The sequence below is a fragment of the Paraburkholderia sp. GAS42 genome (assembly GCF_050436565.1).
In the GTDB taxonomy this organism is placed as follows: domain Bacteria; phylum Pseudomonadota; class Gammaproteobacteria; order Burkholderiales; family Burkholderiaceae; genus Paraburkholderia.
The window spans coordinates 502,054-527,020 of the sequence record NZ_JBNDML010000002.1 but is presented as its reverse complement, the minus strand read 5'-3'; the positions used below and the strand labels follow the sequence as shown (position 1 = coordinate 527,020).

Here is a 24,967-nt window from a genome sequence, read left to right as displayed (position 1 = left end):
CGAAACCGCACCGCGCTGCGTCACTTCGCAACCACTCCGGCACCGCTTCGTTCTGCGTCGCTGCATCAGCAGCAGAGAAACGAGATTATGAAGAACGTTTGCTTCGTCGTCAACAGGTTTTTTTAACTTCCCGAACCTCTGAACGCCCCGCAAAGCCTTGCCCATACTGGCTTCCCGCGTCCCCGCGCCTTCTCCTGAAAGCGCGAAAGATCGAGATTCTAGCCACCTCCCCCACGCCTTGCAAGCACTATTTTTGAGAACGGACAGACGCCGTCAAAACGGCGATCGGGGATGCGATCCCCGGTGATCGGGGATGCCAGGATCAGACCGCTACCTGCTTTTCCATCAACCGCTCAACGATACGTAGAAAGTGCTCTGCATCCGGCGTCGTGCGTTTTGCTTCTTTTGCGCGGTCGTCCCATTTGCGCAGGCGCAACGCATCTTCTGCGTAGGGTTTGGCCAGAAAGGCCTGCGCCTCTTCCCTGCTATATATGCCGCCCTGCAATTCCAGACTACGCACCGAATCCGCCGACAACTGCCCAAAGTATGTGTCGTCGATCGCGCACAGGCAGCGTTTTGCGTCCACATGCAGGCGGATCGGTTCAAGCACGGCCTCCGGCAACACCGGCCGCAGGAACGGCAACGCGAAATACTGGTGCAGGTCGTCGATGCCACGCGCGGACGGTGTCTCGCCCTGCTGGTTCAGCAAATGACCGAGATCGTGCAGAAACGCTGCTGCAATCAGTTCTTCGCTCGCGCCCGCTTCCTCTGCCAGCGCACCACTTTGCAATGCATGCTCGAGTTGCGTGACCGGTTCGCCGCTATAGGCGACCTCACCGTGCTGCTCGAACAATGTACGGATGTCGTCCAGACTCAATGCCACGCTCTTACTCCCACGGTAGCGAAAACGTCTTCAGATTGGTAAAGCTCTTCATCGCCTCCTGCACGCCTTCCTTGTAGCCGAGGCCCGAATCCTTGATGCCGCCGAATGGCGTCAGCTCCGACCGGTAGCCCGGCACTTCCCACACGTTCACCGTGCCGACGCGCAGTTCATTGACGAAACGAATGATCGCGTCCTGACGGTTCGTGCATACGCCCGATGACAACCCGAACGCCGTACCATTGCTGATCCGGATTGCGTCATCGAGCGTATCGAACGTGATGATTGGCGACACCGGACCGAAGGTTTCCTCGCGCACGAGTGCCATCGATGGATTCACCTGATCGACGACGGTCGGTGCATATAGCGCGCCGCGACGTTGATTGCCGACGAGCAGACGTGCGCCCTGCGCAACCGCTTCATTCACGCGCGACTCGAAGAACATCGCGGCGGCTTCGTCGATCACGGTGCCCATCTGGTTCGCTGAGTCGAAGGGATCGCCGTGCGACCAGGCACGCGTCTTCTCCACGACGATTTCGGTGAACCTCGCAGCGACGCTCTTCTGCACGAGCATCCGTTTGACGGCGGTACAGCGCTGGCCGGAGTTCTTGTACGAACCCTGCACAGCCAAAGTCGCCGCGCGTTCGAGATCGGCGTCTTCGAGCACGATCAACGGGTCGTTGCCGCCCAGTTCGAGCACGACGCGTCGATAGCCTGCCCTCGCTGCAATATGCTTGCCGATCGCGACGCCACCCGTGAACGTCACGAGTTCCGCAAGCGGATTCGTCACCAGTTCATCGGCGATTTCGCGCGGATCGCCTGTCACGACCTGAAGCATCGGGTCGGGCAAACCGGCTTCGTACAGGATGTCCGCGAGATATAGCGCAGACAGCGGTACCTTCTCCGACGGTTTCAGCAGCACGCAATTGTTCGTTGCAATGGCGGGTGCCACCTTGTGCGCGACCTGGTTCATCGGATGGTTAAAAGGTGTGATCGCAACGATCACACCGGCAAGCGGCTCGCGCTGCGTAAACACGCGACGCTTCCTGCCATGTGGCGTGAGATCGCACGAGAAGCTCTGGCCATCGTCGCGCAGCGCTTCGATCGAAGAAAACTTCAGCACATCCGCGACGCGTCCAATCTCGTAGCGCGAATCCTGCTTCGACAAACCCGATTCGAGCGAGATCAGATCCGATGCTTCTTCGGTGCGCTCGCGAAGCAGCGCTGCAGCGCGCTCGAGAATCTGCGAGCGCTCATAGCGTGTGAGCTTCGCCTGATACGCGGCAGCGTATTCGAACGCACTACGCACGTCGTCTACGCTCGCAAGCGGCACGGTACCCACGCGCAGCCCCGTATAAGGATCAAACACATCGAGCGTGCGCTCGCGCAATGCGCGTTCGCCTTTCAGACGCAGCGCTTCTGCACGAAACGCCGGATGATCCTTATACGTGACAGCATTCATGATTTCACCACGTGGTTGAGCGCGAGATCGAAGATGTCGAAATTCCGCAGACGACGGCCTTCAGTCGCTGAACGCTCAATTCGACGATTGAACAGCAACGGCACGGTCTGTTCCGACAAACCACCGTGCGAACGCAGCGGCACCGTGAGCCCGGAAAGATCGTGCTGTTCGCGTCGCGTGCCGAGCACCACATTGCGCGCGCTGACCACCACGATGTCGCCGACGCGATCGTTCGGCAACTCGAAGCGCTCGCATGCAGTCCTGTTATCGAGCACGACCTCGACGCCCGGCAAACCACCCATGCGCCCGATCACCTGCGCGGCGCTCACATCGCGCGGCAGATAGACCGTCGCGAACGAACCGAGCGCGCCGTGATGAACGACATACGGATCGGTGATCGGCAGAATCACGCGAGCCGCACTGGCGCCAAGCCATTCGTCGAGCACGTCCTGCAGATAGATGACGTTCGGCTCACCCGTTTCCGGATCGTGCTTCGCGTTCATGCCGTGGTCGGCGGTCAGTGCGACGACCCAGCCGAGTTCGTTGAGCCGCGCGAGGTAGCCGTCCATCATCGCGTAGAACGCGTTCGCGCCTTCGGTGCCCGGCGCGGCCTTGTGCTGTACGTAATCGGTGGTCGACAGATACATCAGGTCGAGCTTCTGCGTTTCGGCGAGACGTACGCCAGCAGCAAAAACAAATTCGGACAGTCCGGCGCTGTAGACGTCCGGTACCGGCAGGCCGACGAGATCGAGCACGTTGTCGATGCCATTTTCCTCGCGCGTCACGCTGTCCGCCTTTTCCGCGGAGAAACAGATGCCTTTCATCTGCCAGCCAAGCAGGCGGCGCAGTTTGTCCTTCGCGGTGACGACCGCCACTTTCGCGTCCGCTGCCGACGCCGCTGCCAGCAACGTGCCCGCGCGCAGATAAGCGGGGTCGTTCATCATGACTTCCGCGCCCTTGCCGCCGTTCGCGTCCGGATCCCAGAAGTAGTTGCCGCAGATGCCATGCACCGAAGGCGGCACGCCGCATACGATCGACAGGTTGTTCGGGTTGGTGAACGACGGAATCACGCAGTCACCCTTGAACGCCGCGCCGCCGCGCAGCATCTTGCCAAGGAACGGCGCGACGCCGGCCGCGACTGCCGCTTCCAGATAGTCGTATTCGCAACCATCGACGCACACGACGACAGTCGGCGTCGACGGAAAAGCGTATTGACGGCCGTTGGCTTCGAAATTGCGTTGAGTCTGGTTTGACATCGTCTTCATCCATTCGCGTCGATCACGCGCGTTCTTCATCAGTCGAGGCTGGGAAGGTCCGCACCACAGACCGTTCTCCAGCCGGTTCACAAGCTTCATGCGCGCGCTGCCGGCCGCCGTTCACATGGGCGCGCATCAGCGCGGCTGCATGCTCTGCGTCGCGCGAGGCGAGCGCCATCAGGATCGCGCGGTGCTCGTCCAGCGAGCGCGCCATCGCATCGTCGTGCGCGACAAGCGCCGCACGACGGAAAAGATTCAGTTCGCCGACGAGCCGCCGGTACGTCTCGTACAGCTTCCCGTTGCCCGCCGATGCCACGATCGTGTCGTGGAACGCGACGTTCGCGCGCGTGTACGCGTCCTGATCCTGCGTATCGAGCGCGCCTTGCATGCTCTCGACCCAGGCGCGCAATCTCGCGAGCTGTTTTCCGTCGAGACGCGCCGCCAGCATCCGGCACGCCGCTTCTTCCAGCACCGCGCGCACGGCGTAAATTTCGTCGGCTTCCGCGAGCGTCACGGTCCGCACAAATACCCCGCGGTTTTTCTCGGTGCGCACCAGCCCCGCCTGCTCCAGCGCCCGAAACGCCTCCCGCACCGGCCCGCGCGACACCTGCAGCCGCGCAGCCCAGTCGGCTTCGTTCAACTTGTCGCCGGGCGCCAGGTTGCCGTCGGCAATCTGGCGCTCGATCGCGTCACGCACGAGCGTCGTCAGCGAATGCCGGCGCACCACATCAATCGCATCGACGGAAGCTGTTTGCATATTTTCGGTCATTTCGACATTTTTTGCCACATCGATATGCGTGATGCACCGACAAGGCACATCACAGGAAAAATTGAGCGGCGGCCCGTCAGTCCACGCGACGGCGGGGAACGCGTGCGGCGATCAGAAGCAGCGCAGCGAGCGAAACGAGCAGAAGAATCAGCGAAAGCGCGGAAGCCGGCAGGTAATAACCGCGCTCGACCTGTCCGACGACGACAATCGGCACCGTCGCAAAGCCCGGCGGATAAACAGTCAGCGTGGCGCCCAGTTCGCCGAGCGACAGCGCAAAACCAAGCGCGAGACTCGCGCGAATTGCAGGCACGAGTTGCGGCAACACCACACGACGCAGCACCATCGCGGGTGGCGCACCGAGACTTGCCGCCGCTTCACGCAGTATGGTCAGCTCAGGCCGCAGCGCAGCGCTTGCGCACCGATAGCAGAACGGCAAGACGAGTGCGAGCTGAACGAATACGACGATGGCCGCCGAACTCGACAGATCGACCGGCGCCTTGTGATACGCAATCAGCACGGCGAGGCCAAGCACCACGCTCGGCACACCATTGGGCATCATCGCGATCGTATCGACGAACGCACCGAGTCCGCGACGATCACGCCCTTCAAGCGCCAGCGCAAGCCACAGGCCGAGAATCGTGCCGAGCACCGCGACGCCAAAACCGATTTCCAGACTGGTTGTGAGCGCATCAAAATCGCTGGAGCCAAGGCGTTCAAACCAGCGCATGCTGAAGCCGTCGGGCAGGATCGTGCCGGACCAGTGCGCTGCCACGCTCGACAGCGCGACCACGCCCACCGGCAACACGAATAGCCAGAAACACAGCAGCGCAGCGAGACCGAGCAGCACGGAGCCGGCAAAACGCACCAGCACATTGCGCTTCACCGGACGCGCACGGTGATGCACGGCCGGCAGCGGAACCGGATCGAGTTCAGCGTCCATGGCGTGTGCCTCCTGCCTTGCGTCGATTGACCTGGCGATACAACGCGTATAGCGACAGCGACATCGCGAGCATGACGACCGCGCCTGCCGCTGCGGTAGGCAGATCGAGATCGACCGTTGCCGAGCTATAAATCGCCACGGGCAGCGTGATCAGATGCGCACTGCCCAGCACGAGCAAAATGCCGAACTCGTTGAGTGTCAGCAGGAAACAGAGAATCGTGCCCGCCGCGATGCCCGGCCACGCGAGCGGCAGGATCACGCGAAACGCGACCATCCAGCCGTGCGCGCCAAGGCTTCGCGCGGCTTCGATCAACCGCATGTCGAGCGTCGCAAACGAAGCGAGCGTCGGGCGCACGACGAACGGCGCGTAGAACACCACTTCGGCGAGAATCACGCCGCCAATGCCGAACAGAAAGTTGAGCGGCGGGTTCTCCAGATGGAAAAGCCTTTGCAGCCCAATGCTGACTGAGCCCTGCGAGCCGTACAGAAAAATCAGCGTGAAGGCGACGAGAAACGATGGAAACGCCACAAACAGTTCGAGGAACCGCGTCACCATCCGCGCGCCGGGAAACGGCTTGAAGAACAGCAACGACGCCAGTGCCACACCGAGTAACGATGCAAGCCCGGCACTCGCGAACAGGATCCACAGCGTCGTGCCAACCACGCCGCGCGTTTCCGGATTCTGGAAAAACTGCGCGTACGCGTGAATGCTGAATCCGTGCGGCCCGGTGAGGCTCAGCGAAACGAGCCGCACGAGCGGATAGATCACAAGCGGTCCAAGCACGACAACCGCGAGAAACAGCAGATGCCATTGCGCTGCACGTTCGCGACGGCGTATCGCCGCCCTGTGCGCCGCGCCGCTGGCCGCGCGATGCGCGTCGGCGAGGGCTTCAGGGCTGGATAAGGACGACATCGTCTGCCTCGTATTGCAGTGAGATTCGCGCGCCTTTCTCCGGCATCATGCCCTGGCCGCGCTGCATCTGGACCTGAACCGGGTCATTCGGCATTGCATCGAGCGTGACCGACACCGACAGCACCGCGCCATACCATTCGACCGATGCAATCGTGCCGTGAAGTTGCCCTTCACCGAGCGGAACAATACGCATGCTTTCCGGACGTAGACACGCCACGCGGTCGCGCTCGTTGTAACGCGCGTCGCCCATTGCGAAGGCGACCTTCGGCGAAAGCAGGTTTGCCGCGCCCAGATAGCGGGCAACAAATGCGTCGTTAGGAGTGTCATACAACTGCTGCGGCGTGCCGAGCTGCGCGATGCGGCCTTCGCGCATCAGCAACGTGCGGTCGGACAGCACCAGCGCGTCATCCTGATCGTGCGTCACGCAGACGATCGTCAGGTTCGGCAGACGCTCATGCAGCGACTTGAGTTCAGAGCGCACTGACGCGCGCAGATTGGCGTCGAGTGCGGATAGCGGTTCATCGAGCAGCAGCACATCGGGCTCGATCACGAGCGCGCGGGCCAATGCGACGCGCTGCTGCATACCGCCCGACAGCTGCGCCGGCATGACGTGGCCGGCATCTCCAAGTTGCACGAGCTTCAGCGCGCCCGCAACGCGTCGCGCAACGTCTTTCGACGGCGTGCGACGCGCCTTCAGCCCGAACGCGACGTTTTCATAGACAGAGAGATGCGGAAACAGCGCGTAGCTCTGGAACAGCAGGCCCAGATTACGTTTATGCGGCGGGACATGCGTCAGGTCGCGGCCTGCGACCGTCAGCGTGCCCGCCAGTCCGTCGGCTTCGATGAACCCGGCGATAAAGCGCAGCAGCGTCGTCTTGCCGCAACCGCTGCGGCCCAGCACGGTCAGCAATTCGCCGCGCTGGATCGTCAGCGACAGATCGTCGAGCACCGTGCGCGAACCGAAGCGCACCGTCAGATGATCGATCTGCACGCCACCTGGCGTGTCCGAACGCGCATCGCCGAGCGCGTCCGGTTCGGCGCCGAGCGCGCCTGGATGAGCAAGACTGGCCGTATTCACCGGGTTCATCCTCCAACGTTGATAGTGCTGGTACAGGTAACGACAGCAGCTTACTTCGGCTTGACGACTTCGATCTGCTTGCCCGACGAACCGATCACGTCGTTCTTCCAGCGTGCCGTCCAGTCAGCCTTCTTCGCCATCACCTGCGTCCAGTCGACCGGAATAATCTTCACGCCAGCCGTCGCCTTCTTCACGATCTCGCCGTTCTTGCCTGCCAGCGGCACGTCCGTACGACCCGGAATACCGAAGATGTCCGGCACCTTCGACTGCACGTCCGTCGACATCAGGTAGTCGATCAGCTTCTTGCCTTCAGCCTGGTTCGGACCGTTCTTGATCAGGCCGATTGCGTACGGCAGCTGGAACGTCGTCGGCTGGCCGCCTTCGTGCGCGAGGAAAATCGGCTTCAGCGACAGGCCGCCGTTCGCAGCGTCATCGAGGTCCATCTGCAGGTCGCCGTTCGCGAACGCAATTTCGTTACGCGAGAGCAGCACGTCGAGGTAGCCCGTGCCCTTCGTATGGAACTTGGCGCTTTGTTCCAGCTTCTTCAGGTAGTCGAATGCCTTGTCTTCACCCATCAACGAGGTCGTGAGGATGATCACGGCCATGCCGTCGCCAGCCGTTGCCGGGTTCGAATACGCCACCTTGCCGCTGAAATCCGGATGCAGCAGGTCGGCAAACGTCTTCGGCTGGTTCTTCGTGACTTCCGGGTTGATCGCGAACGAGAAATAGTTGTTCACGAACGTCGCCCACGAACCGTCCGACGCCTTCGCGATCGCCGGCACGTTCTTGTAGTTGACGCTTTCGTACGTCTGCAGGAGGCCAGCCTGGCCCGCCTGCTGGATGAACGGCGGCAGCGTGACGATCACGTCCGCCTTCGGCGCATCCTTTTCGATCGTCGCGCGGTTCACCACTTCGCCGCTACCTGCCGTGACGATGTTGACCTTCACGCCTTCCTTCTTCTCGAACGCGGGCAGCACATCCTTGTAGAGGTTCTCGAGGCCGTCGGCGGTGTAAAGCACCACCGCGTCGGCCGCGTGCGCCTGCATCGCCGCGCCGCCGAACGCCGCTGCGGCCACCAGCGCCGGAAGCAGTTTGCGGACGATGCCGGCTGTCGTGTGAAGGTGATTCTTGTTTGTCATGTCGCTCTCCGAAAGGCAAAAACCAGACGGTCGGGAAAACCCCATACCAGTTGTGATTGAAACGGCGCGTACGCCGTGCCTCTTTTTTTGCATTGCCACAGCCCGATTGCAGATTGCTGACAACCTTACTGATTCATTTCCAGCGAGACGTCCGGCCAGCGGAGTGTTCCAGAGCGGCCTGCCTTGCCTGAAAGGGCACGGCAAGGATCACAGGTTTCCGTGACAGCGACATGACTATTTTCACCAATTCCAAAAAATGACACAATTCGCCAATAATATACATATCGCTCGTGCGCACAAGGTGCACATTTCATCTGACTATGGAGGTTGTGTGATTCTCGGAAACGATCCAATCCTGTTGACGCCGGGGCCGCTTTCGACCTCGCCCGAAACCCGCCAGGCCATGCTGCGTGACTGGGGTTCGTGGGATGCCGCCTTTAACCGGATGACACAGACCGTCTGCGCCGACCTGATCGAAATCGTACATGGTGAAAGTGACTACGTGTGCGTGCCGATGCAAGGCAGCGGCACGTTCGCCGTGGAAGCCGCCATCGGCACGCTGGTCCCGCGCAACGGCTGCGTGCTGGTGCCGAACAACGGCGCGTACTGCACGCGGATCATCAAGATCCTTCAGCGGATGGGCATTGCATACGTCGAGCTCTTGCTGCGCGAAGACGAGCCGGTGAGCGCCGCCGCGATCGAGGACGCGTTCAACGACGACGCGCGCATCACGCACGTCGCGCAGGTGCATCTGGAAACGAGCGCCGGCCTGCTGAATCCACTCGATGAGATCGCCGCGCTATGTCAGCGTCATGGCAAAAGCCTGATCGTCGACGCGATGAGTTCGTTCGGCGCGTTGCCGATCGATCTGCGCAACGGCGGCATCGACGCGCTGGTGTCGGCGAGCGGAAAGTGCCTCGAAGGCGTGCCGGGCATGGGCTTCGTGATCGTGAGGCGCAGCGTGCTGGAGGCGAGTGAAGGCCAGTCGCCGTCGCTCGCGCTCGATCTGCACGACCAGTACGCGTATATGCAAAAGACGACGCAGTGGCGCTTCACGCCGCCGACGCACGTCGTCGCCGCATTGCGTACCGCGCTGGACCGCTTTATTGCGGAAGGCGGCCAGCCGGCGCGCGGCGCGCGTTACCAGCAGAACTACAGGACGCTGGTCGACGCGATGAAGACGCTCGGCTTCGAGCCTTTCCTTGCGCCCGAGGTTCAGGCGCCGGTGATCGTCACGTTCCACGCACCGAAGGATCCGGCGTGGCGTTTTGTGGACTTTTACGCGGCCGTGCGCGACGCCGGTTATGTACTTTATCCGGGCAAGCTGACTCAGGTGGAAACGTTCCGCGTCGGTTGCATCGGCGCGATCGATGCCAACGAACTGCACAACGCGGTGGCCGCCATCGACCGCTCGCTGAAGAAACTGGGCGTGCGTGTGCGGTAACGGCGGCCGCTTCGGGTGAAAGCGGCGCAACGCTCTGGAAATGCGGGTCGCTCAGGCGATCAGGATTTCCGGGCCGCGCGTCGCGATGGCTTTCGCCAGCGCCCGATCCGGCGCGAGTTCTGTCACGAGATAGCGCGCCGATTCGAAGCCGTTGATCCGCACTGGCGTGACGCGGCCGAACTTCGAGTTGTCCGCGACCACGATCACCATGCTCGCTGCCGCGATCATCCGGCTGCGCACTTCGGCGGCCATGCGGGAGTAATCGGTGAGCCACGCATCGGACGAAATGCCGCCCGCGCCGATGAACGCGAAGTCAGCGTGATACTGGCTCAACTGATGGATCGTATCGAGGCCGAACGTGGCGTCTTCCAGATCCGACAGTTCCCCGCCCAGCAACGTGACGCGATTGTCGTTGCGCCTGCCGAGCAGCAGCGCGATCCGCCAGTCGTTGGTGTAAACGGTGAGCCGGTGCCGGTCGGTCAGCGCCCGCGCGACGGCCTGCGTCGTACTACCCGAATCAATGATGACGGAGGCGCCGTCCGGCAGGAACTGCGCCGCGCGCTCGCCGATTGCCCGCTTGGCGCCGGCATTGGCCGCTTCGCGCGTGTCGAGATCGGGTTCGCGCCGGTCGCTCGAGAGCGCGCCGCCGTGCGTCGTGACGATCAGGCCGCGACCGGCGAGCGTATTGAGATCGCGCCGGATGGTTTCGCGCGAAACGTTCAGTTCGCGAACGAGTTCAGCTACCGACAACGCGCCATTTCTGGCGACCTGCGACAGGATGTATTGATGACGTTGTTCTGCGAGCATCGCTGAGGGTGCCGGGCTGACGGCACACGTGAGTTCGGAAGGCCGGCGTATTGTATTACGCGATGCGGCGGAACGCTCCGCCCATCGCGCTTCCCTGCTACCCTGAACACCCTGGCCGCGCGTCGTCGATGCGCGCTCCGTCAAACGATCTGCCGATGCGCTCACTGTTTCGCCGACTTCTGCTGCTCTTCCACGCGCTGCGCTACGGCGCGCGCCTCGTCTGGCTCGCGGCGCCGCAGCATCACAAGCTGCGCTGGGCCGCGACGCTTGCCAGCCGTCTGCATGAGTCGGACTCGGCACGCGCGAGTGTGCATGGCGCGCTGCCTCAGCTCGGCCCACTCGCCAGTGCGTTCGCCACTGCGCTTGCCGACCATCCTGAACTCGCGACTGGCACGGTGCACGATGTGATCGACGCCGTCGAACACATGCAGGCGCCGCTTACGCCGCCGGAAGTCGAGCGCGCGCTGGTGGCTGCGTTCGGGCGGCCGCTCGCTGCGCTGTTTGCTTCTATCGATCTCACTCCCGCGCGCAACGGCTTCGCCGAGCAGACGCATATCGCGCAGTTGATCGAACCCATCGACGGACACTGCAACGTGACGATCAAGGTACTGCGGCTTGCCGAGGTCGAGCAGATCGGCGATGAAGCCGCGCTGTTGCGCTGGGTCGCGCGCTGGCTCGATAAGTTTTCAGGAACAGCGCGTCGCCTGGAACTGCGGGCGCTCGCCCAGTCGTTCACGCAGGAGTTGCTGCGCCGCTTCGACCTGCGCGCCGAAGCGGCCAATCTGAGCCAGACCGGACATCATTTCGACAATGACAAGCGAATCGCCGTCCCGAACGTGATCTGGGATCTGTGCACGCCCACCACGCTGACCGTACAGCGGATCGAAACGTTATCGGTCGCCAACGTCGTCGGGCTGCACGCACATCACATCAAGCTCGCGACGCTCGCCGCCCATATCATCGAAGTGGTGAGCGAGCAGGCGTTCGAACACGGTTTCTTCCACGCGGCGCTCGATGCCGAGCGCGTGCGCGTGAGCATCGAACCGGACTCGCTGGGCCGGCTGGTGCTGGCGGATTTCGCGATCATGTCGAGCCTGTCGTCGCAGGAAAGGCAGTTCTTCGTGCACGGCGCGAGCGCGCTCTTCGAACAGAACTACGGACGCCTCGCCGACCTGCATCGCAACGCCGGTCACGTGCCGTCGACCACGCGCACCGAAGTGCTCGAAGCCGAACTGCGCACGCGCGCGGAGGCCCATTTCGCCGACGAGCCTGAACAGCGCTCGGCCGGCGCGCTGTTCCATCATCTGCTGCACGCGGTGCAGCCGTTCGAGGGCGCCGTGTCTGCGCGCCTCGCGAATGCGCAGCGCTCGTTCGAGCAGGCGGAAGCGCTGGCGCGCGCGCTGCATCCGGGCGTCGACACATGGAATATCGCGCGACGGACGCTGGGCGACATCGCGCGACGCGACCTCGGGCATCGCGGCTGGATCAAGCGCATTTCGGAAGAATTGCCGCATCTGGCGCATATCGTGCCGCGCCTGCCGCAACTCGCCGTGCGCTATCTGCAGCATCAGCACGACCTGGCGCCCCAGCAACAGCGCGCCGAGCTCGCGCATGAGTTGGGTCGAGAGTACCGGCGCACGCGCGCGCTGCTGTGGGCGTGCGCGGTATGCGGCGCCGTACTGGGTGCTGGCGCGATATTGCTGGTCCAGTAGCCCCGGTCACGCGGCCGGGTGCAGGTTCGAACAAGACGCGCCTTCTACAGTCGACCACACTGCCGGCTTCTACCGGACACGAGGCGTCGATTTTCCGATGTGGGTTACCTTCAATGCCGCGCTCTTTGTCGTGCTGTGGTCGACGGGTTTTGTCGTCGCCCGCGCGATCACGCCGTTTGCGGATCCGAATCTCTTTCTTCTCGCGCGCTTCGGCGGAACCGCGGTGCTGTTCGCAATTGTGGCGCTCGCGACACGCGCGACGTGGCCGACCGGCCGCAATCTCGGCAAGCATCTGCTGGCCGGCGCGTTATTGCAGGGCGTCTATCTTGGCGCGGGCTATTGGGCCGTCGCGCAGGGGCTGAGCGCGGGCGTGATGGCGCTGCTCGGCGCGCCTCAGCCGCTGCTGACCGCGGCCGTCGCCGCGCCGCTCTTCGGGGAGCGACAGTCGCGGCGCGGCTGGGCCGGCATGGCGCTCGGCCTGATCGGCGTCGCGCTCGTGCTTGCACCGAAGCTCGCAGCCGCAGGCGCTCCCGTGCCGCACGGGAGCGCGCCGCCGTCGCTCGTCATCCTGATTTCGATTCTTGCGGTTGTGTCGATCACGGCTGGGACGCTGTTTCAGAAGACGTCCCTGGCGAAAGCCGATATCCGCAGCGCGAGCGCCGTGCAGAATTTTGGCGCGGCCGTCGTGGCCACGGCGCTGGCGCTTGCACTCGGCGAGCACCGCTGGATCCCGTCGACGCAGTTGTGGGCGTCGCTCGCGTGGGGCATCGTGATGCTATCGGGCGTCAGCGTCACGCTGCTGATGTGGATGGTCCGGCGCGGCGAAGTATCGCGCGCGACGGTGCTCCTGTTTCTCGCGCCGCCGCTTGCCGCACTCGAAGGCTATATCGGCTTCGGCGAAAAGCTGCTTCCGGTCCAGATCGCCGGTTTCGTTTTTGCGCTTGCGGGCGTCTGGCTCGCGCGGTCTTCGCGGTCCTGACCTTCGCGCGCTGGGACCCGCGCCGCGACTCCAACGGGCCGAAGTCGATCGCGGCTCGCGACAGGCGTTGAACTCGCCCATCGGCCGGCGGTGCGCCTGGCCACCGTCGGCGGGCGCACGGCTTGAACGCGTGTCGTGATCTCAATCGGCGGTGTCGCCGCCAGCGGGCAATTTCCTGTGCGCCGTGGAGCCCGGAGCCGGTGACCATGCCGGTCGCGCCTTGCGCTGCGAATCAACTACAACAATGTAACGCCCCGCCCACGGCGTCATCTGCCGGTCAGAATGAAGCACCCAGAGCGACGCGCCGGACGCAACGAGCGCTTCGTATTCGGCGTCGAGAATGCCGTGATGATCGAGAAACACGTTCAGCGACGCGGGAATGCGCACGCAACCCTTCGAGTGACGGATGCCCAGCAGCGGCTCCAGCCGGTCGGGATCGGTGGCATGCATCTGGAAGCGCATCTGCGACACGCCGCCCTTCCCCCAGCCCCGCTCGCCGTCGGCCCAGCCCAGATCGAAAATACGCATGTCGTGCTTGCCATAACCACGGATACCGTTCTGGTTCATCGTGCCTTCCGCGCGAAAATCCATGTTGTCGGGCGTATGTTCGAAGACGCCAAGCGGCGTGATGAAATGATCGAATTCGCCCGGCCGGCCTGTCGCGACAGGCGATGCGCCGATCATTTGCCATTTGTCGGCCGGCGCCGCGCGAAAGTAGATGAAGAGCGCCTGCACATTGGCACTACGATCGACCAGCACCACATACTCACCGGACAACCCGCCAGAATCATTGGCCGCGAGCGCCGCCTGCAGGCGGGCGCCGTATGCGGCCTGCTCCGCGGCTGGCACCTTGAGCCGGCGTGTGACTTCGCGTGCGAACGCGTCGCGCATCAGAAGCGCGCGGCGCGGATCGACGACGACGCCGGCATTCGGTGGGGCGACGGATGCTCGGGCTGGCGACGGCGCCGAAGCTGCGGACGCAGGTGCCGACGCGGTTGCAGTTGCGGTTGCAGTTGCGGTTGCCGATGACGGCGCCGACGAGGCCGGCAACGGGTTCGCTGGTGTCAGCGACGCGGCATTGCTGACATTCGCAGCCGGCGTCGAGCCAGCGGCGAGCGCGGCAACGCAAGACAATCCACACAGACCGGCCACTGCCAGCCGGACAATCCAGGCGTGGCAATGGTCGGACTTGTAAATATGTTGCGGCTTTCCTGCAGTCCCCGGTATTCCGCTCTTTCTGCTAGCCTGATCAGGACATACATCGATGTTCATCTCGTCTCTTCGGGCGAGCCCGCATTTGAATTAATCTCAATGAGCCAGCACGTGATGGGCCTGAAGGATGTTACAAGGCGCATCCAGTATCGTGGTCGAATATGAAATCCGCCGACGCGGAAACGCCCGGTCAAATAATGCGCACCGGAATCGCGATGCGCCAGCCTGCACCGGAAGCGTGGTGAAGGGGATTTTAACCAGCGTTTTGTGACTGGATCGATCGACGCACCATCACCGCAACGTGAAAACAGGTAAACGTTCCAAAGGAAAATCGATGACTCTGAAAGATCCCGCCGCGTATCAGCGACGCATAATCGAAGAAATGCACATTACACAGCATTTTGACGCGGTACAGGAAATCGAATGGCGCGTCGGCTTTCTCGCGCGGTATCTACGCGACAGCGGGTTGAAGACGTACGTGCTCGGCATCAGCGGCGGTGTCGATTCGACGACGGCCGGCAGGCTTGCGCAACTCGCCGTCGAACGCCTGCGTGCGGACAACCATGACGCGCGCTTTGTCGCGATGCGGCTGCCGTACGGCACACAACATGATGAAGACGACGCGCAGCAGTCGCTCGCATTCATCCGCGCCGACGAAAATCTGACCGTCGACGTGAAGCCCGCCGCCGATGCGATGCTCGCCGCGCTCATCGCGGCCGGCACGCAGTTCGCGGATCCCGCGCAGCAGGATTTCGTCCACGGCAACATCAAGGCGCGGCAGCGGATGATCGCTCAATACGCGGTGGCGAGCGCGCGAACGGGCGTTGTGATCGGTACGGATCACGCCGCTGAATCGGTAATGGGTTTCTTTACCAAGTTCGGCGATGGCGGTGCGGACGTGTTGCCGCTCGCGGGGCTGAATAAACGGCGGGTGCGTGAAGTTGCTCGCGCGCTGGGTGCGTCCGAGGGCATCGCGTCAAAGACGGCTACCGCGGATCTGGAAACGCTACGCCCACTGCGCCCCGACGAAGATGCGTATGGCATCACATACGAACACATCGACGACTTTCTGGAAGGCAAACCGGTCAGCGACGATGTGTACGAGACAGTTTTCCGCTTCCACCAGGCGACGCGCCACAAGCGCGCGTTGCCCTACACGCCATTCGACTGGCCGATGGACAACTAGCTGAAAACACAACGCGCTTCGTCACTGGAGTGACGAAGCGCGTTGGATGTAAATCAATGATCACGCGGACGAGATGGATCACCTCACTTCTGCCGTGCGGGAGGTTCATCGCCAAATAGCGAAGAACTCGCCTCGAGCGCGACGCCGTTCAGATGGAGCGTATGTACCTGACGTGCAATGACCTCTCCAACGTAAGGCACATTCGCGTCCAGTTCAACGACTGCGTATGCACCCGGCGTTCCCGCCTCGTACACGGCAATTTTGGACGCGTAGTGTCCTAACTCCTTCTTGAGGAAGTCACGCACTTCCTGCTCAGTACACGATTCCGGGATATTCCTGACGGTGAGATTCATGGCGTTCCATGATTACCGGACGCGACGCTCACTGGTGCGCGCACGTACCGGTTGCAGACGCGCTCGCCTGGTTTTTGCTGCCGCATGACGGATAATCGCCGCGCCGAGTAAAGCTACTGAGACATAAAAAACAATCATTTCAAATCTCCCCTGTGCATTTCGTCCTGATGTCAGGATAGTCAGAACGTGCTTCAAATGCGATGCGACAATTTGCCATGACGTGAACGGCGACCGGCATTCCAGCTACGACAAGGCTCTCAGACCCATTCAAAAAGCGGAACGCTCTGTTAGCCCTGACATGCCTTGCCCATATGGCTGCAAGGCATTATCAATGGACTGTACCTGATTGAACGACAAAAAAAATAGCAAGAACAGTTTTTTTCCATGGCCCCCCAAACAGGGCCGAAACGGGGGGATAGCGGTAACAGTTTGCCAGAAGCAAAGCGTTGCTGCTGAATGTCGAGGGTGTACGGTTGCTTTACGGGGCGGTCGGCGCGCGCAGCAAGCGCAAAGCGTCGGCATCGTCCGCCGTCAAGCGGTGGACGAACGCGAGAGAAAGGGCCGGACGCGGCAGTGCCGTGACGAGCTCTTGCCAGACTGTCACGTGCGTGGCCGCTGTTACGCACGTGTGCAGTGGTAAGTGAGGCGGCGGGCTGACTTGTGTCAGCTCGCCGTTTCTATATGGGCATCGTTCACCTGCGCGCCGCCCGCGCCCCTAACTTTTCTTGCGCGCCTGCAACGCCCGGATTCGCGTCATTGCTCCGGTATTGGCTACTGCCGATTCATACATCTGCGCGAGATCGGCCTTCAGCGCCGTGCGGGACCCGCCATCGAGATAAATCATGTGCCCTGACGGGTAGAAGCGCGCCGACAGATTCTGCCGAACCTGACTGCTGACGAGCGGCATCTCCTGCAGATCGAGGATGGTCTGGTAGAACGGCGTAACGAAGTCATAGAAGCCGTTCGCCGACAGCACTTTCAGATCGACGTTGAGCGCCATTACCGCAGCCAGATCGCCTGCCGTGTAAAGGACGATATTGCCTTTCGAATCAAGACCTTTCTGCGCACCAGTTGGATCGATATGACCGAAGTCCCAGTTCGCGAACGCCTGATCGTTGAGATCGGTGAAGGACGAATTCGACGTGAACTTCAACTGCTCATTCAGATACACGTTCCACATCGTGGTGTACACGCCCGTCACGGCCGTCATCGTGGGGTCGTTGCCGCCCGAGTTCGGATCGATCTTGCCCGCGATGCCCGTTTCAATGCCGGTGACACGACCGTCGTACTCTCCGAGCGCAAGTCCTTTCGATTTCAGCAGCGTGGTCAGGAAGAGCGAATTGCCACGACTGTCGTAGGCCGCGACATCAAGGCTCCACGCGAGCAGCGTGGTTTTGTCGATCCCGGTGTATTCGCTGAGCTTTTCGACTGTCGCATTGTCCGTAGTCGGAAACTTGCGTAGCGCGGCCAGGTAATCGGTACGCGCAAACTGCGCGACTTCTTCGGCGAATGCGCCGAGGTCGGTCGGCGTTGGCGCTACGCCGAGCTTGCGGTGATACCAGGCATCGGCGGCTGCGGTCGGCAACACACCAACCGGATTGCCCGACTGCGTGTAATCGAGAATCGACGATTGCAGCGTAACGCCGTTCAGGTCGACGCCGTCCTCATGCAACCGGTACGCAAGGACACAGCTACGGGCGGTGCCGTACGATTCGCCGAACAGGAACTTCGGCGAATTCCAGCGGCTGTTCTTCGTCAGAAAACGCTTGATGAACTGCTTGATCGAATCGGCGTCCTGATCCACGCCCCAGAAATCGCGATTCTTGTGCGGCGCGATCGCAGCCGAGTAACCGGTACCGACAGGATTAATGAAAACGAGGTCACTCCTGTCCAGCAGGCTGTCGGGATTGTCCTCCATCGCATAGGGCGCTGGCGGGGTGAAACCCGGCATCGACGTCTTGATGCGACGCGGCGCAAACGAGCCAAGCAGCACGAACACCGACGACGAACCGGGCCCGCCGTTGTAGAAGAACGTGACGGGCCGCGTTTCTTCCTTCTGGTTATCCTGCGTGAACGCCACGTAGAACATCTTGGCGCTCGGCAAGGAACTGCTCGAGTCGACGGTCACGAGGTGACCCGCCGTCGCCGTGTAATTGATCTGGCGACCTCCGATCGTGGTCGTATGTTTTGTGATCGCTGCATTTTCGGTGCTGTCGTTCACAGAGTCGTCGGGGCCGTTGCCATACGCAACCGGATCGAAGAACGGTTTGTCCCCCGCCCGGTGCGGTGCGGCGGCCGCCATCGGCGACTGGGTGGCGTGGGAATTGTGCGGCGACTGCGAACTGCCGGAAGCTGACTCGGGGTTAGTCATGATCGCTCCATCGGATTCGTTGACGTCATATTAAGTCGTGCAAGATGCTGCCCATCATCGACGCAAGCGGGTCACCGGTCGCCATGCTATCGACCTGACCGACCACCGGCCCGCTGGTCGAACTATAGTGCTGCCGCCACCTTCTGACCATTAGGGCTGCCGAGGCCAGTGCATGCGTCCCAGCCCGGGCCGGCGGAAAAGCTGCCGTTATTGCCCTGCGTGATGTCGTTGCAGGCACCGTGAGCCTGATAAAGCTTCGGATTCACGAAGCCGGCGGGCTGCCCTTTTGCTGCGTTGATGCGCGCAATCAGTCCAGCCCAGAGCGGCGCCACCGCGCTCGTGCCGCCGACTACTGTCCGCGTGCCGTCAATCAATACGTCGTAGCCCGTGGCAGGCGACGCATCACCGGCGACATCGGGTACGCCGCGTCCGCCGAGGGCCGTTTTGCCGCCATGCGCGGCCGTAGCCGACAGCCCCTTCTGCCACGCCGGCACGGGGAATGCGGTACTCACGCCGCCCCCGCCCGCGCCGCCGTCCGCGCCGTCATTCCATACCACTTCCTGTGTAATCGACGTGCCGGAAGCCTGTAGATGCGTGCCGCCGCACGCAAGCACGTAGGGGCTCGACGCAGGGAAATCGACATGCTCGCCGCCATCGCCCACGCCATCGGACGACCCGCTGTCGCCCGACGCCGCGCAAACCGTCACCCCCATTGTCGCGGCGGCCTGCAAAATGCCATTGAAGGCGTTCAGTGACTGCGCGGTCCAGATCGTTTCCGGGCCGCCCCAGCTGATCGATATGACCGACGGCTTGTGGGTCGTGTCATGCACTGCGCGGCTCACAGCATCAATAAAGCCAGCGTCGCTGTTCGCGGTGAAATAAACGGCGATCGTCGCGCCCGGTGCGATGGCTCCGGCGATTTCAATATCGAGCGTGACCTCGCCGTCGGGTCCGTTCGGATCGCCGCTCGGCTGGTTGCTGCCCTGGTCGACACCGACCGAGACGATCTTCGGTGTCGCCACGCCGAGCCCCGAAAAATAGGCGCTCAGATCCGCCGACTGATAGCCGCCGCCAAGTTCGATGATGGCGATGCACTCGCCCTTGCCGTCTCCCGGCGGAAAGTCATATAGCGACGCCAGTTGCAACGGCGTGAAGGCGCCCTGATGCGCTTGTGCCGGCACGAACGGCGGGCGAATGCGAAAGTGCGGCCGCGCCTGCGGGCGGTTGTCGAGCCCGAGCACCGCCGTGACAACACCTTGCAGATCGTCAGGCACGCTGATGACGCCCGTGCGCCCGCGATACTGGCCCATCGAATGATGTTCGAAATGCTGCAGGTGGACATCGAATGCGCTCTGGAACTGCGCGATCGTGCCAGTCAGCACGACGGTCGCCGCCGCGGGATCCTCGCGCACGATATTCAAGCCATGTGCCGCGGCAAACGCTTTCAGCTTTGCGACGTCATCGGGCGCGGCACCGAACTGCTTCGCAAATTCCTCACGCGACACAGGTTTCACTTTCGGGTCGCCCGACTCGATTTTTGTCATCAGCGCCTGAAACTGCTGCTCGCCCTGGCGACGCAGCATGACAACGACCTCAATGGTTTCCGCCGGGTTGCAACTGCCAACGACTTTCGAGCCCGCCTGTACCGCCCGATCGCTTCCAGCCAGTGGATGTTTTGCCATGGTATTGATCCTCCTCCGTGCACGGACATCACGCCGCGCGTTGGCACAGTGGACTTCGAGACGCCTGCGGGCCTGCATTGGAACCCGCACGGCGCCTGTGTTTCAACGACATCGCTGAACCGTCCGACAAATCCATTCAAACACAGTTCCTGTGGCCGTCACACTCGGCCATCCGGCCAGTTTGCAACGGCGAGCGCCGTCGGTAGGATGACCGTGATCGCGCTATGATTGCGCGGCGCGCTAACCAGCGCGTCCGTTGCCTCGCGCGCCGTACATGCGCCCGATCGAAGAATCCGAGGAACCTTCCCATGTCCATTTCAATGTATCAAGCATCCGTGCCCGTGCTCGTGCGCGGCCTGACCAACCTCCAGACGTTTCTCGGCAAAGCCGAGGCGCACGCCGCAGAAAAACAGATCGACCCGCTCGTCCTCACCGGCGCCCGCCTCTTTCCCGACATGCTGCCGTTGAAGCGTCAGGTCTGCATCGCGACCGACACGGCGAAAGGCTGCGCCGCTCGCCTCGCGGGTGTCGAAGCGCCGAAGTACGAGGACTTCGAACAGACATTCGACGAACTCGATGCCCGTATCCAGAAGACGATCGATTATTTGAAGGAATTCAAGCCCGAGCAGATCGACGGATCAGAAGAGCGTCCCATCACACTAAAGATGCGCACGGGTCCGGTTGAGTTTGTCGGGCTTGGCTATCTGCTGCATTTCGCGCTGCCCAATTTCTTCTTCCATACGACGACCGCTTACGACATCCTGCGTCATAACGGCGTCGATCTGGGCAAGCTCGATTTCCTCGGCCGCAGCACGCTCGGCTGATCCAGCCGATCTGCCTGACACCACACAACGCGGCGACGCTTTTGCAAACGTCGCCGCCTGTGACGCGTGTGTTGCCATCGTCGTCTGAATTCATCAGGCGGCGATGGCGCAGTGCCAGCAGTAGAACGGCGGCGACCCGGACTTCACGTGGACGCCACCTGCAGATCAGTCACCGTTGCGAGACCAGACCCGCGCATCACACCCGGGGCTGGAATGCGATGAGGCTCATGCCGGCCAGCGTCACGGCGACGCCGACAAGATCCCACAACGTTGGCCGCACCTGATCGACGGCCCATAGCCACAGGATCGCGACCGCGACATAGACGCCGCCGTATGCGGCATAGACGCGCCCCGCGGCCGTGCCATGCAACGTCAGCAGCCACGCGAACAGCGCCAGGCTTAGCGCGCCCGGCACAAGCAGCCATGGCGAGCCGCCCTCTTTGAGCCAGCGCCACGGCAGATAGCAACCGACGATCTCGGCAATCGCGGTCACCGCATAAAGAAGGAATGTCGTCATTGATGAGCGAACGGGTGTTGTGAAGGAGGAAGTTGTCGACGGACGTAGATAACACGCAAATCGTCTATGGCTTTTATTAACACAATCACTTTGCCCGCGGCCCGATCCGCATGCGAAAGTCACCGCACCTCTTCAATCTCCCCGGTATGTCATGACCGCCAAATCTCCCTGCGTCGACATCTGCAGGTTCGACGGCAGAACTGGCCTGTGCATCGGCTGCCTGCGTACCCGCGACGAATGCAAGGGATGGAAGACGATGAAAGACAAACACCGTCGCAAGATTATCGACGACAGACCGCGTCGTGAATCGAAGCTGAACAGGCAGACCAGGCCACACTGATCGCTGAACCAGGGACCTTGCGCCATTGGCAGATCAATCGAGCGATAGCCGCAACGCGAACCCAACCAGCGCCGCTGAAAATGTCCACCGCTGGACGGTCTGCGCGAGTGGATGGCTCCGCATCCAGTTCGCGATCCGTGCGGCGCCGATCGCGTAGGCCGCATCGAAACACGCGCCAACGATCAGAAGCGCGATGCCCAGTTCGGCAACCTGAACGGCGACCGGCCCCGCCTCCGGCCGAACGAATTGCGGCAACAACACTGAACAGAACAACAACGCCTTTGGGTTCAGCAGGTTGGTCAACAAACCCTTGACGAAGGCCGCGCGCAACGGGCGCGGCTCAGGTGCGACGACCCCGCCCGCCGCCAACGCGAAAACCGGTGACCGGAAAATCTGCACCGCGATCCATGCAAGATATACCGCGCCGCCATAGCGGACGACTTCGTAAAGCCAGGGCGCGCTGCGAAACAGTGCAGCGACGCCGCACGCAGACAGCGTGACATGCGTCGCTCGCGCCATCGCAAGACCGCCGGCTGCAGCAAAACCATTTCGCGCACCGCGCCCGATGCTTGTCTGCATGACGAGCGCCATGTCCGGGCCTGGAACTGCGTAGACGACAGCCAGTGCCGCGACAAAAACGACCATTAGATGAGTTGAGACCATGGCGAACCCCGCGTTTTCCAAGGCTCTATCTTGCTATCGTCAACGGAGAGATTTCTGGCGATTTGCATGGACTAGAGATAACTCACTGGGTTATTACGCTAGAATTCATCATCAAAATAGCGCTTTCCACCCCCATGACCGACGATCTCGACAAAGTCGATCGCGCCATCCTCGCCGCGTTGCAGGCGGATGGACGCATGTCCAACGCTCGCCTCGCCGAACTGGTCGGTCTGAGTGAAACGCCGTGTGCCCGCAGATTGAAGCGCCTGGAAAACGAAGGCTACATCGAGCGCTATCGCGCGATGCTGTCGCGTTCGGCGCTTGGGCTCGGCGTGGTCGCGTTTGTGTATGTGCGGTTCGCTGTGCACGACCGGGCGGTCGCGACGCGCTTCGAGCGCGAAGTCCTTGCGATTCCCCGCATCCTGTCGTGTCATAACGTATCGGGCAGCGCGGACTATGTGCTTCAGGTCGTCGCGCGCGACCTCGACGATTACGGCACCTTCATGCGCGATCAGTTGCGCAGCCTGCCGGGGGTGACATCGGTTGAGTCGTCGCTGTCGCTGCGAGAGGTCAAAGCCAATGGTGGCCTGCCGCTGCCTTAAGCCGATGCCGCGTACAACCAGCGCTTGCCGCAGCGGAGGTCGCTCGCGAAGACCGTGGCATAGTGGCCAGCGATGTCATATTTTTTACCCGATGAACGACGGAGTTTTCATGGATCACGAACAGGCGCGAGCTGAAGAACGCAGTGCGATGGAGCGCGTGCTCAACGCGACGAAGAAAGTACAGACGGCGTTTGCGTCGTTGCAATCGCAATTCCCGCCCGCCGGCGATGGCCGGCCGTCGCAGATGGCATTGCAGACCTTCGATGCAGCGCTGCAGGAACTCGAAGACGCGCAGGCCGCTTTCGACGGGCTCCTCGGCGATCTGCTTGACGGCAACCGGTAAGCGGACGACCTCCTCTCCCTACGAGCCGCCTTTGCCTCACCGGCGGTTCATTCTTTCCTTGTGCGAATGCGCCGGCCCAATCTGAAGACGCTGGGCGCATTAGACCGTTAGTTGCCTTTTCCGCGTGAGTCCGGCCGCTGCACGGCTCGCACGCCTGCCGACGCTGAATGTGTCAGCTTGAAATCTATGACGATTCTGACGGCCTTGCCTGACATCAGATAGGGTTTTTGGTTCAACCTGACTATCAAACGCGGGGGTCGGCGCATGGCGGTGATCCCCGGCATGGTAGCCGGATCGAGTCAGGTGCCGCCGATCGCCAGAAGGCAAGACTCGGCCACAAAGCGCCGTTCACATGCGTCGACAGTTGGACATTCCGGCGTCGGTTTTGCCCCGTAACCGGCCGTCCGGTTGTCATAGACAACGCTCACTTGAAGCCGGCTTTGGAAAGCGGAAAGTGCGCAGTTATCGCGCCTCCCCATGTTTGTTGGTATCGAAGAGTGCCATTTTGGCCGGCGCCGCGCCGTCTGATCCAGCATGGCGGCACTGCGGCTGTTGCGCGTATCGCCATGCGCGTGGCGTGATGCCGGTCACGTGTGAGAACACGCGCGTAAAATGGCTCTGGTCGGCAAAGCCGCAAGAGATCGCGATCTCGGCGATTGACAACGAGCTGCGTGCGAGCAGGTCGCGCGCGACGTCGATGCGTCGGCGAATAAGCCACTGATGCGGTGCGTGCCCGGTCGAGCGACGAAACGCGCGGCAGAAATAAGCTGGCGACAGTTCGCACGCGGCGGCGAGTTCGAGGATCGACAGGCCGTCTTCAAGATGCGCATCTATCATCGCCTTTGCGCGCATTTCCTGCCACGGCGCTAGTCCGCCTGTCCTGCGCGCGTCAACGATACGCACGCCAGCGTAAGTCGCCGCGAGATGACCGTGCAGCGCGATCAGCAGGCCATCGATGAACAGCTGTGGCACGGGTTTGCCGGTGAGTGCAGGGAGCAGCAACTTGCCCACCATCGCGACGAATGGATCCTGAATGCCATGAGGAATCGCGAGTTCGCGGATCGCGACGCAATCCTCCGCCGCGGCGATCCGGTGCAGTGAAGCTTCCGGCAGGTAAAACTGCAGACAGTCGAACGCGGTGGGCAGGAATGCGGAAGGACGAGCGGCGAGGTCGACCACCGACACGGCACCGCTGGCATACGGGGAGACCCGCTCCGGCCTGCCATCCAGCCACAACTCATGCTTCGGCAGCGGCTGTAACTGCAGACATAGCACGAACGCGTTTTCTGGCGGGATCGGGTCGGTGCTGTTGACGGCGCCGGGCGTGGATGTCAGGCGGGTAATCGTGACGTCCGGGGTCTGGAGCATCGAGCTCCTGAGAACGGGCGTGCTCGGCAGTCGGAAATAGCGGGCGGCATCGTTGCCGTAAGGTGTGGACATCGTCGTGCTGCTGGTTGACATGGGTGAGAGCAGCCTGACCGGTCGCGTCCGACCG

Annotated in this window: 24 protein-coding genes; 8 read left to right on the top strand and 16 right to left on the bottom strand. The window is 62.2% G+C overall.

What is annotated here, in order from left to right; all coding sequences use genetic code 11:
* Positions 1–322 precede the first annotated feature (322 nt).
* From P3T16_RS04990 to phnS, 8 genes are all read right to left on the bottom strand, one after another.
* Positions 323–883 carry a phosphonate degradation HD-domain oxygenase gene (locus tag P3T16_RS04990; protein ID WP_429341397.1) on the bottom strand — a complete coding sequence of 187 codons (561 nt, stop codon included), beginning with the start codon at positions 881–883 and terminating at the stop codon, positions 323–325.
* A 4-nt stretch (positions 884–887) separates the two neighbouring features.
* Positions 888–2,342: a phosphonoacetaldehyde dehydrogenase gene (gene phnY / locus P3T16_RS04985; protein ID WP_429341396.1), complete on the bottom strand. Its 1,455-nt coding sequence runs from the start codon at positions 2,340–2,342 to the stop codon at positions 888–890.
* Complete coding sequence (gene phnA, locus P3T16_RS04980; RefSeq protein WP_429341395.1) at positions 2,339–3,598, bottom strand: phosphonoacetate hydrolase; 1,260 nt, start codon at positions 3,596–3,598, stop codon at positions 2,339–2,341. The genes phnY and phnA overlap by 4 nt, the downstream gene beginning before the upstream one ends.
* A 22-nt stretch (positions 3,599–3,620) precedes the next feature.
* Positions 3,621–4,367: a phosphonate utilization associated transcriptional regulator gene (locus P3T16_RS04975; RefSeq protein WP_429341394.1), complete on the bottom strand. Its 747-nt coding sequence runs from the start codon at positions 4,365–4,367 to the stop codon at positions 3,621–3,623.
* A gap of 76 nt (positions 4,368–4,443) precedes the next feature.
* Positions 4,444–5,307: a 2-aminoethylphosphonate ABC transport system, membrane component PhnV gene (phnV, locus tag P3T16_RS04970; protein ID WP_429254489.1), complete on the bottom strand. Its 864-nt coding sequence runs from the start codon at positions 5,305–5,307 to the stop codon at positions 4,444–4,446.
* Positions 5,297–6,220 (bottom strand): 2-aminoethylphosphonate ABC transporter permease subunit, encoded by a 924-nt coding sequence (locus P3T16_RS04965; protein ID WP_429341393.1) that lies wholly within the window; start codon positions 6,218–6,220, stop codon positions 5,297–5,299. Before P3T16_RS04965 ends, phnV begins: the two co-directional genes overlap by 11 nt.
* Complete coding sequence (phnT, locus tag P3T16_RS04960) at positions 6,198–7,298, bottom strand: 2-aminoethylphosphonate ABC transport system ATP-binding subunit PhnT (RefSeq protein ID WP_429254487.1); 1,101 nt, start codon at positions 7,296–7,298, stop codon at positions 6,198–6,200. The genes P3T16_RS04965 and phnT overlap by 23 nt, the downstream gene beginning before the upstream one ends.
* Positions 7,299–7,348: 50 nt before the next feature.
* Positions 7,349–8,437, bottom strand: a complete 1,089-nt coding sequence (gene phnS / locus P3T16_RS04955; protein WP_429341392.1) for a 2-aminoethylphosphonate ABC transporter substrate-binding protein — start codon at positions 8,435–8,437, stop codon at positions 7,349–7,351.
* Positions 8,438–8,768: 331 nt separating this feature from the next.
* On the opposite strand from phnS, the gene P3T16_RS04950 reads away from it, so the two are divergent.
* Positions 8,769–9,881, top strand: a complete 1,113-nt coding sequence (locus P3T16_RS04950; RefSeq protein ID WP_429341391.1) for a 2-aminoethylphosphonate--pyruvate transaminase — start codon at positions 8,769–8,771, stop codon at positions 9,879–9,881.
* Between the two features lie 51 nt (positions 9,882–9,932).
* Here P3T16_RS04950 and P3T16_RS04945 read toward each other — a convergent pair whose 3' ends face one another.
* On the bottom strand, positions 9,933–10,688 hold the full coding sequence (locus P3T16_RS04945) for a DeoR/GlpR family DNA-binding transcription regulator (protein WP_429341390.1): 756 nt from the start codon (positions 10,686–10,688) through the stop codon (positions 9,933–9,935).
* Positions 10,689–10,843: 155 nt separating this feature from the next.
* Between P3T16_RS04945 and P3T16_RS04940 the strand changes: the two genes are divergently transcribed.
* Both P3T16_RS04940 and P3T16_RS04935 read left to right on the top strand, forming a co-directional pair.
* Positions 10,844–12,400, top strand: a complete 1,557-nt coding sequence (locus tag P3T16_RS04940; RefSeq protein ID WP_429341389.1) for an ABC1 kinase family protein — start codon at positions 10,844–10,846, stop codon at positions 12,398–12,400.
* Between the two features lie 97 nt (positions 12,401–12,497).
* Entirely contained in the window at positions 12,498–13,379 is an 882-nt protein-coding gene (locus tag P3T16_RS04935) for a DMT family transporter (RefSeq protein ID WP_429341388.1), read from the top strand.
* Between the two features lie 141 nt (positions 13,380–13,520).
* On the opposite strand, the gene P3T16_RS04930 is transcribed toward P3T16_RS04935, so the two are convergent.
* On the bottom strand, positions 13,521–14,651 hold the full coding sequence (locus tag P3T16_RS04930; RefSeq protein ID WP_429341387.1) for a L,D-transpeptidase: 1,131 nt from the start codon (positions 14,649–14,651) through the stop codon (positions 13,521–13,523).
* Positions 14,652–14,925: 274 nt separating this feature from the next.
* On the opposite strand from P3T16_RS04930, the gene nadE reads away from it, so the two are divergent.
* Positions 14,926–15,777 carry an ammonia-dependent NAD(+) synthetase gene (gene nadE, locus P3T16_RS04925; protein ID WP_429254480.1) on the top strand — a complete coding sequence of 284 codons (852 nt, stop codon included), beginning with the start codon at positions 14,926–14,928 and terminating at the stop codon, positions 15,775–15,777.
* Positions 15,778–15,860: 83 nt separating this feature from the next.
* Here nadE and P3T16_RS04920 read toward each other — a convergent pair whose 3' ends face one another.
* From P3T16_RS04920 to P3T16_RS04910, 3 genes are all read right to left on the bottom strand, one after another.
* On the bottom strand, positions 15,861–16,130 hold the full coding sequence (locus tag P3T16_RS04920) for an RNA-binding protein (RefSeq protein ID WP_429254479.1): 270 nt from the start codon (positions 16,128–16,130) through the stop codon (positions 15,861–15,863).
* Positions 16,131–16,845: 715 nt separating this feature from the next.
* Complete coding sequence (locus P3T16_RS04915; protein ID WP_429254478.1) at positions 16,846–18,501, bottom strand: S10 family peptidase; 1,656 nt, start codon at positions 18,499–18,501, stop codon at positions 16,846–16,848.
* Between the two features lie 122 nt (positions 18,502–18,623).
* Positions 18,624–20,183 carry a S53 family peptidase gene (locus tag P3T16_RS04910; RefSeq protein ID WP_429341386.1) on the bottom strand — a complete coding sequence of 520 codons (1,560 nt, stop codon included), beginning with the start codon at positions 20,181–20,183 and terminating at the stop codon, positions 18,624–18,626.
* Between the two features lie 308 nt (positions 20,184–20,491).
* Here P3T16_RS04910 and P3T16_RS04905 point away from each other — a divergent pair, with 308 nt between their 5' ends.
* The gene (locus P3T16_RS04905) at positions 20,492–21,007 is read left to right on the top strand and encodes a DUF1993 domain-containing protein (protein ID WP_429254476.1); all 516 of its coding nucleotides are present in this window, start codon (positions 20,492–20,494) and stop codon (positions 21,005–21,007) included.
* Positions 21,008–21,203: 196 nt separating this feature from the next.
* Here P3T16_RS04905 and P3T16_RS04900 read toward each other — a convergent pair whose 3' ends face one another.
* A complete protein-coding gene (locus tag P3T16_RS04900; RefSeq protein WP_429341385.1) occupies positions 21,204–21,524 on the bottom strand; it encodes a YnfA family protein in 321 nt (106 codons plus the stop codon).
* A gap of 151 nt (positions 21,525–21,675) precedes the next feature.
* On the opposite strand from P3T16_RS04900, the gene P3T16_RS04895 reads away from it, so the two are divergent.
* On the top strand, positions 21,676–21,864 hold the full coding sequence (locus tag P3T16_RS04895; protein WP_429341384.1) for a DUF1289 domain-containing protein: 189 nt from the start codon (positions 21,676–21,678) through the stop codon (positions 21,862–21,864).
* Positions 21,865–21,897: 33 nt separating this feature from the next.
* Here the strand turns inward: P3T16_RS04895 and P3T16_RS04890 are convergent, their stop codons facing one another.
* A complete protein-coding gene (locus tag P3T16_RS04890) occupies positions 21,898–22,527 on the bottom strand; it encodes a LysE family translocator (protein ID WP_429341383.1) in 630 nt (209 codons plus the stop codon).
* Positions 22,528–22,661: 134 nt separating this feature from the next.
* Between P3T16_RS04890 and P3T16_RS04885 the strand changes: the two genes are divergently transcribed.
* Both P3T16_RS04885 and P3T16_RS04880 read left to right on the top strand, forming a co-directional pair.
* Positions 22,662–23,129, top strand: a complete 468-nt coding sequence (locus tag P3T16_RS04885; protein WP_429254472.1) for an Lrp/AsnC family transcriptional regulator — start codon at positions 22,662–22,664, stop codon at positions 23,127–23,129.
* Between the two features lie 109 nt (positions 23,130–23,238).
* Positions 23,239–23,472, top strand: coding sequence for a hypothetical protein (locus tag P3T16_RS04880; RefSeq protein ID WP_429254471.1), 234 nt, complete (start codon positions 23,239–23,241; stop codon positions 23,470–23,472).
* A 462-nt stretch (positions 23,473–23,934) separates the two neighbouring features.
* Here the strand turns inward: P3T16_RS04880 and P3T16_RS04875 are convergent, their stop codons facing one another.
* Complete coding sequence (locus P3T16_RS04875; RefSeq protein ID WP_429341382.1) at positions 23,935–24,912, bottom strand: helix-turn-helix transcriptional regulator; 978 nt, start codon at positions 24,910–24,912, stop codon at positions 23,935–23,937.
* Positions 24,913–24,967 lie beyond the last annotated feature (55 nt).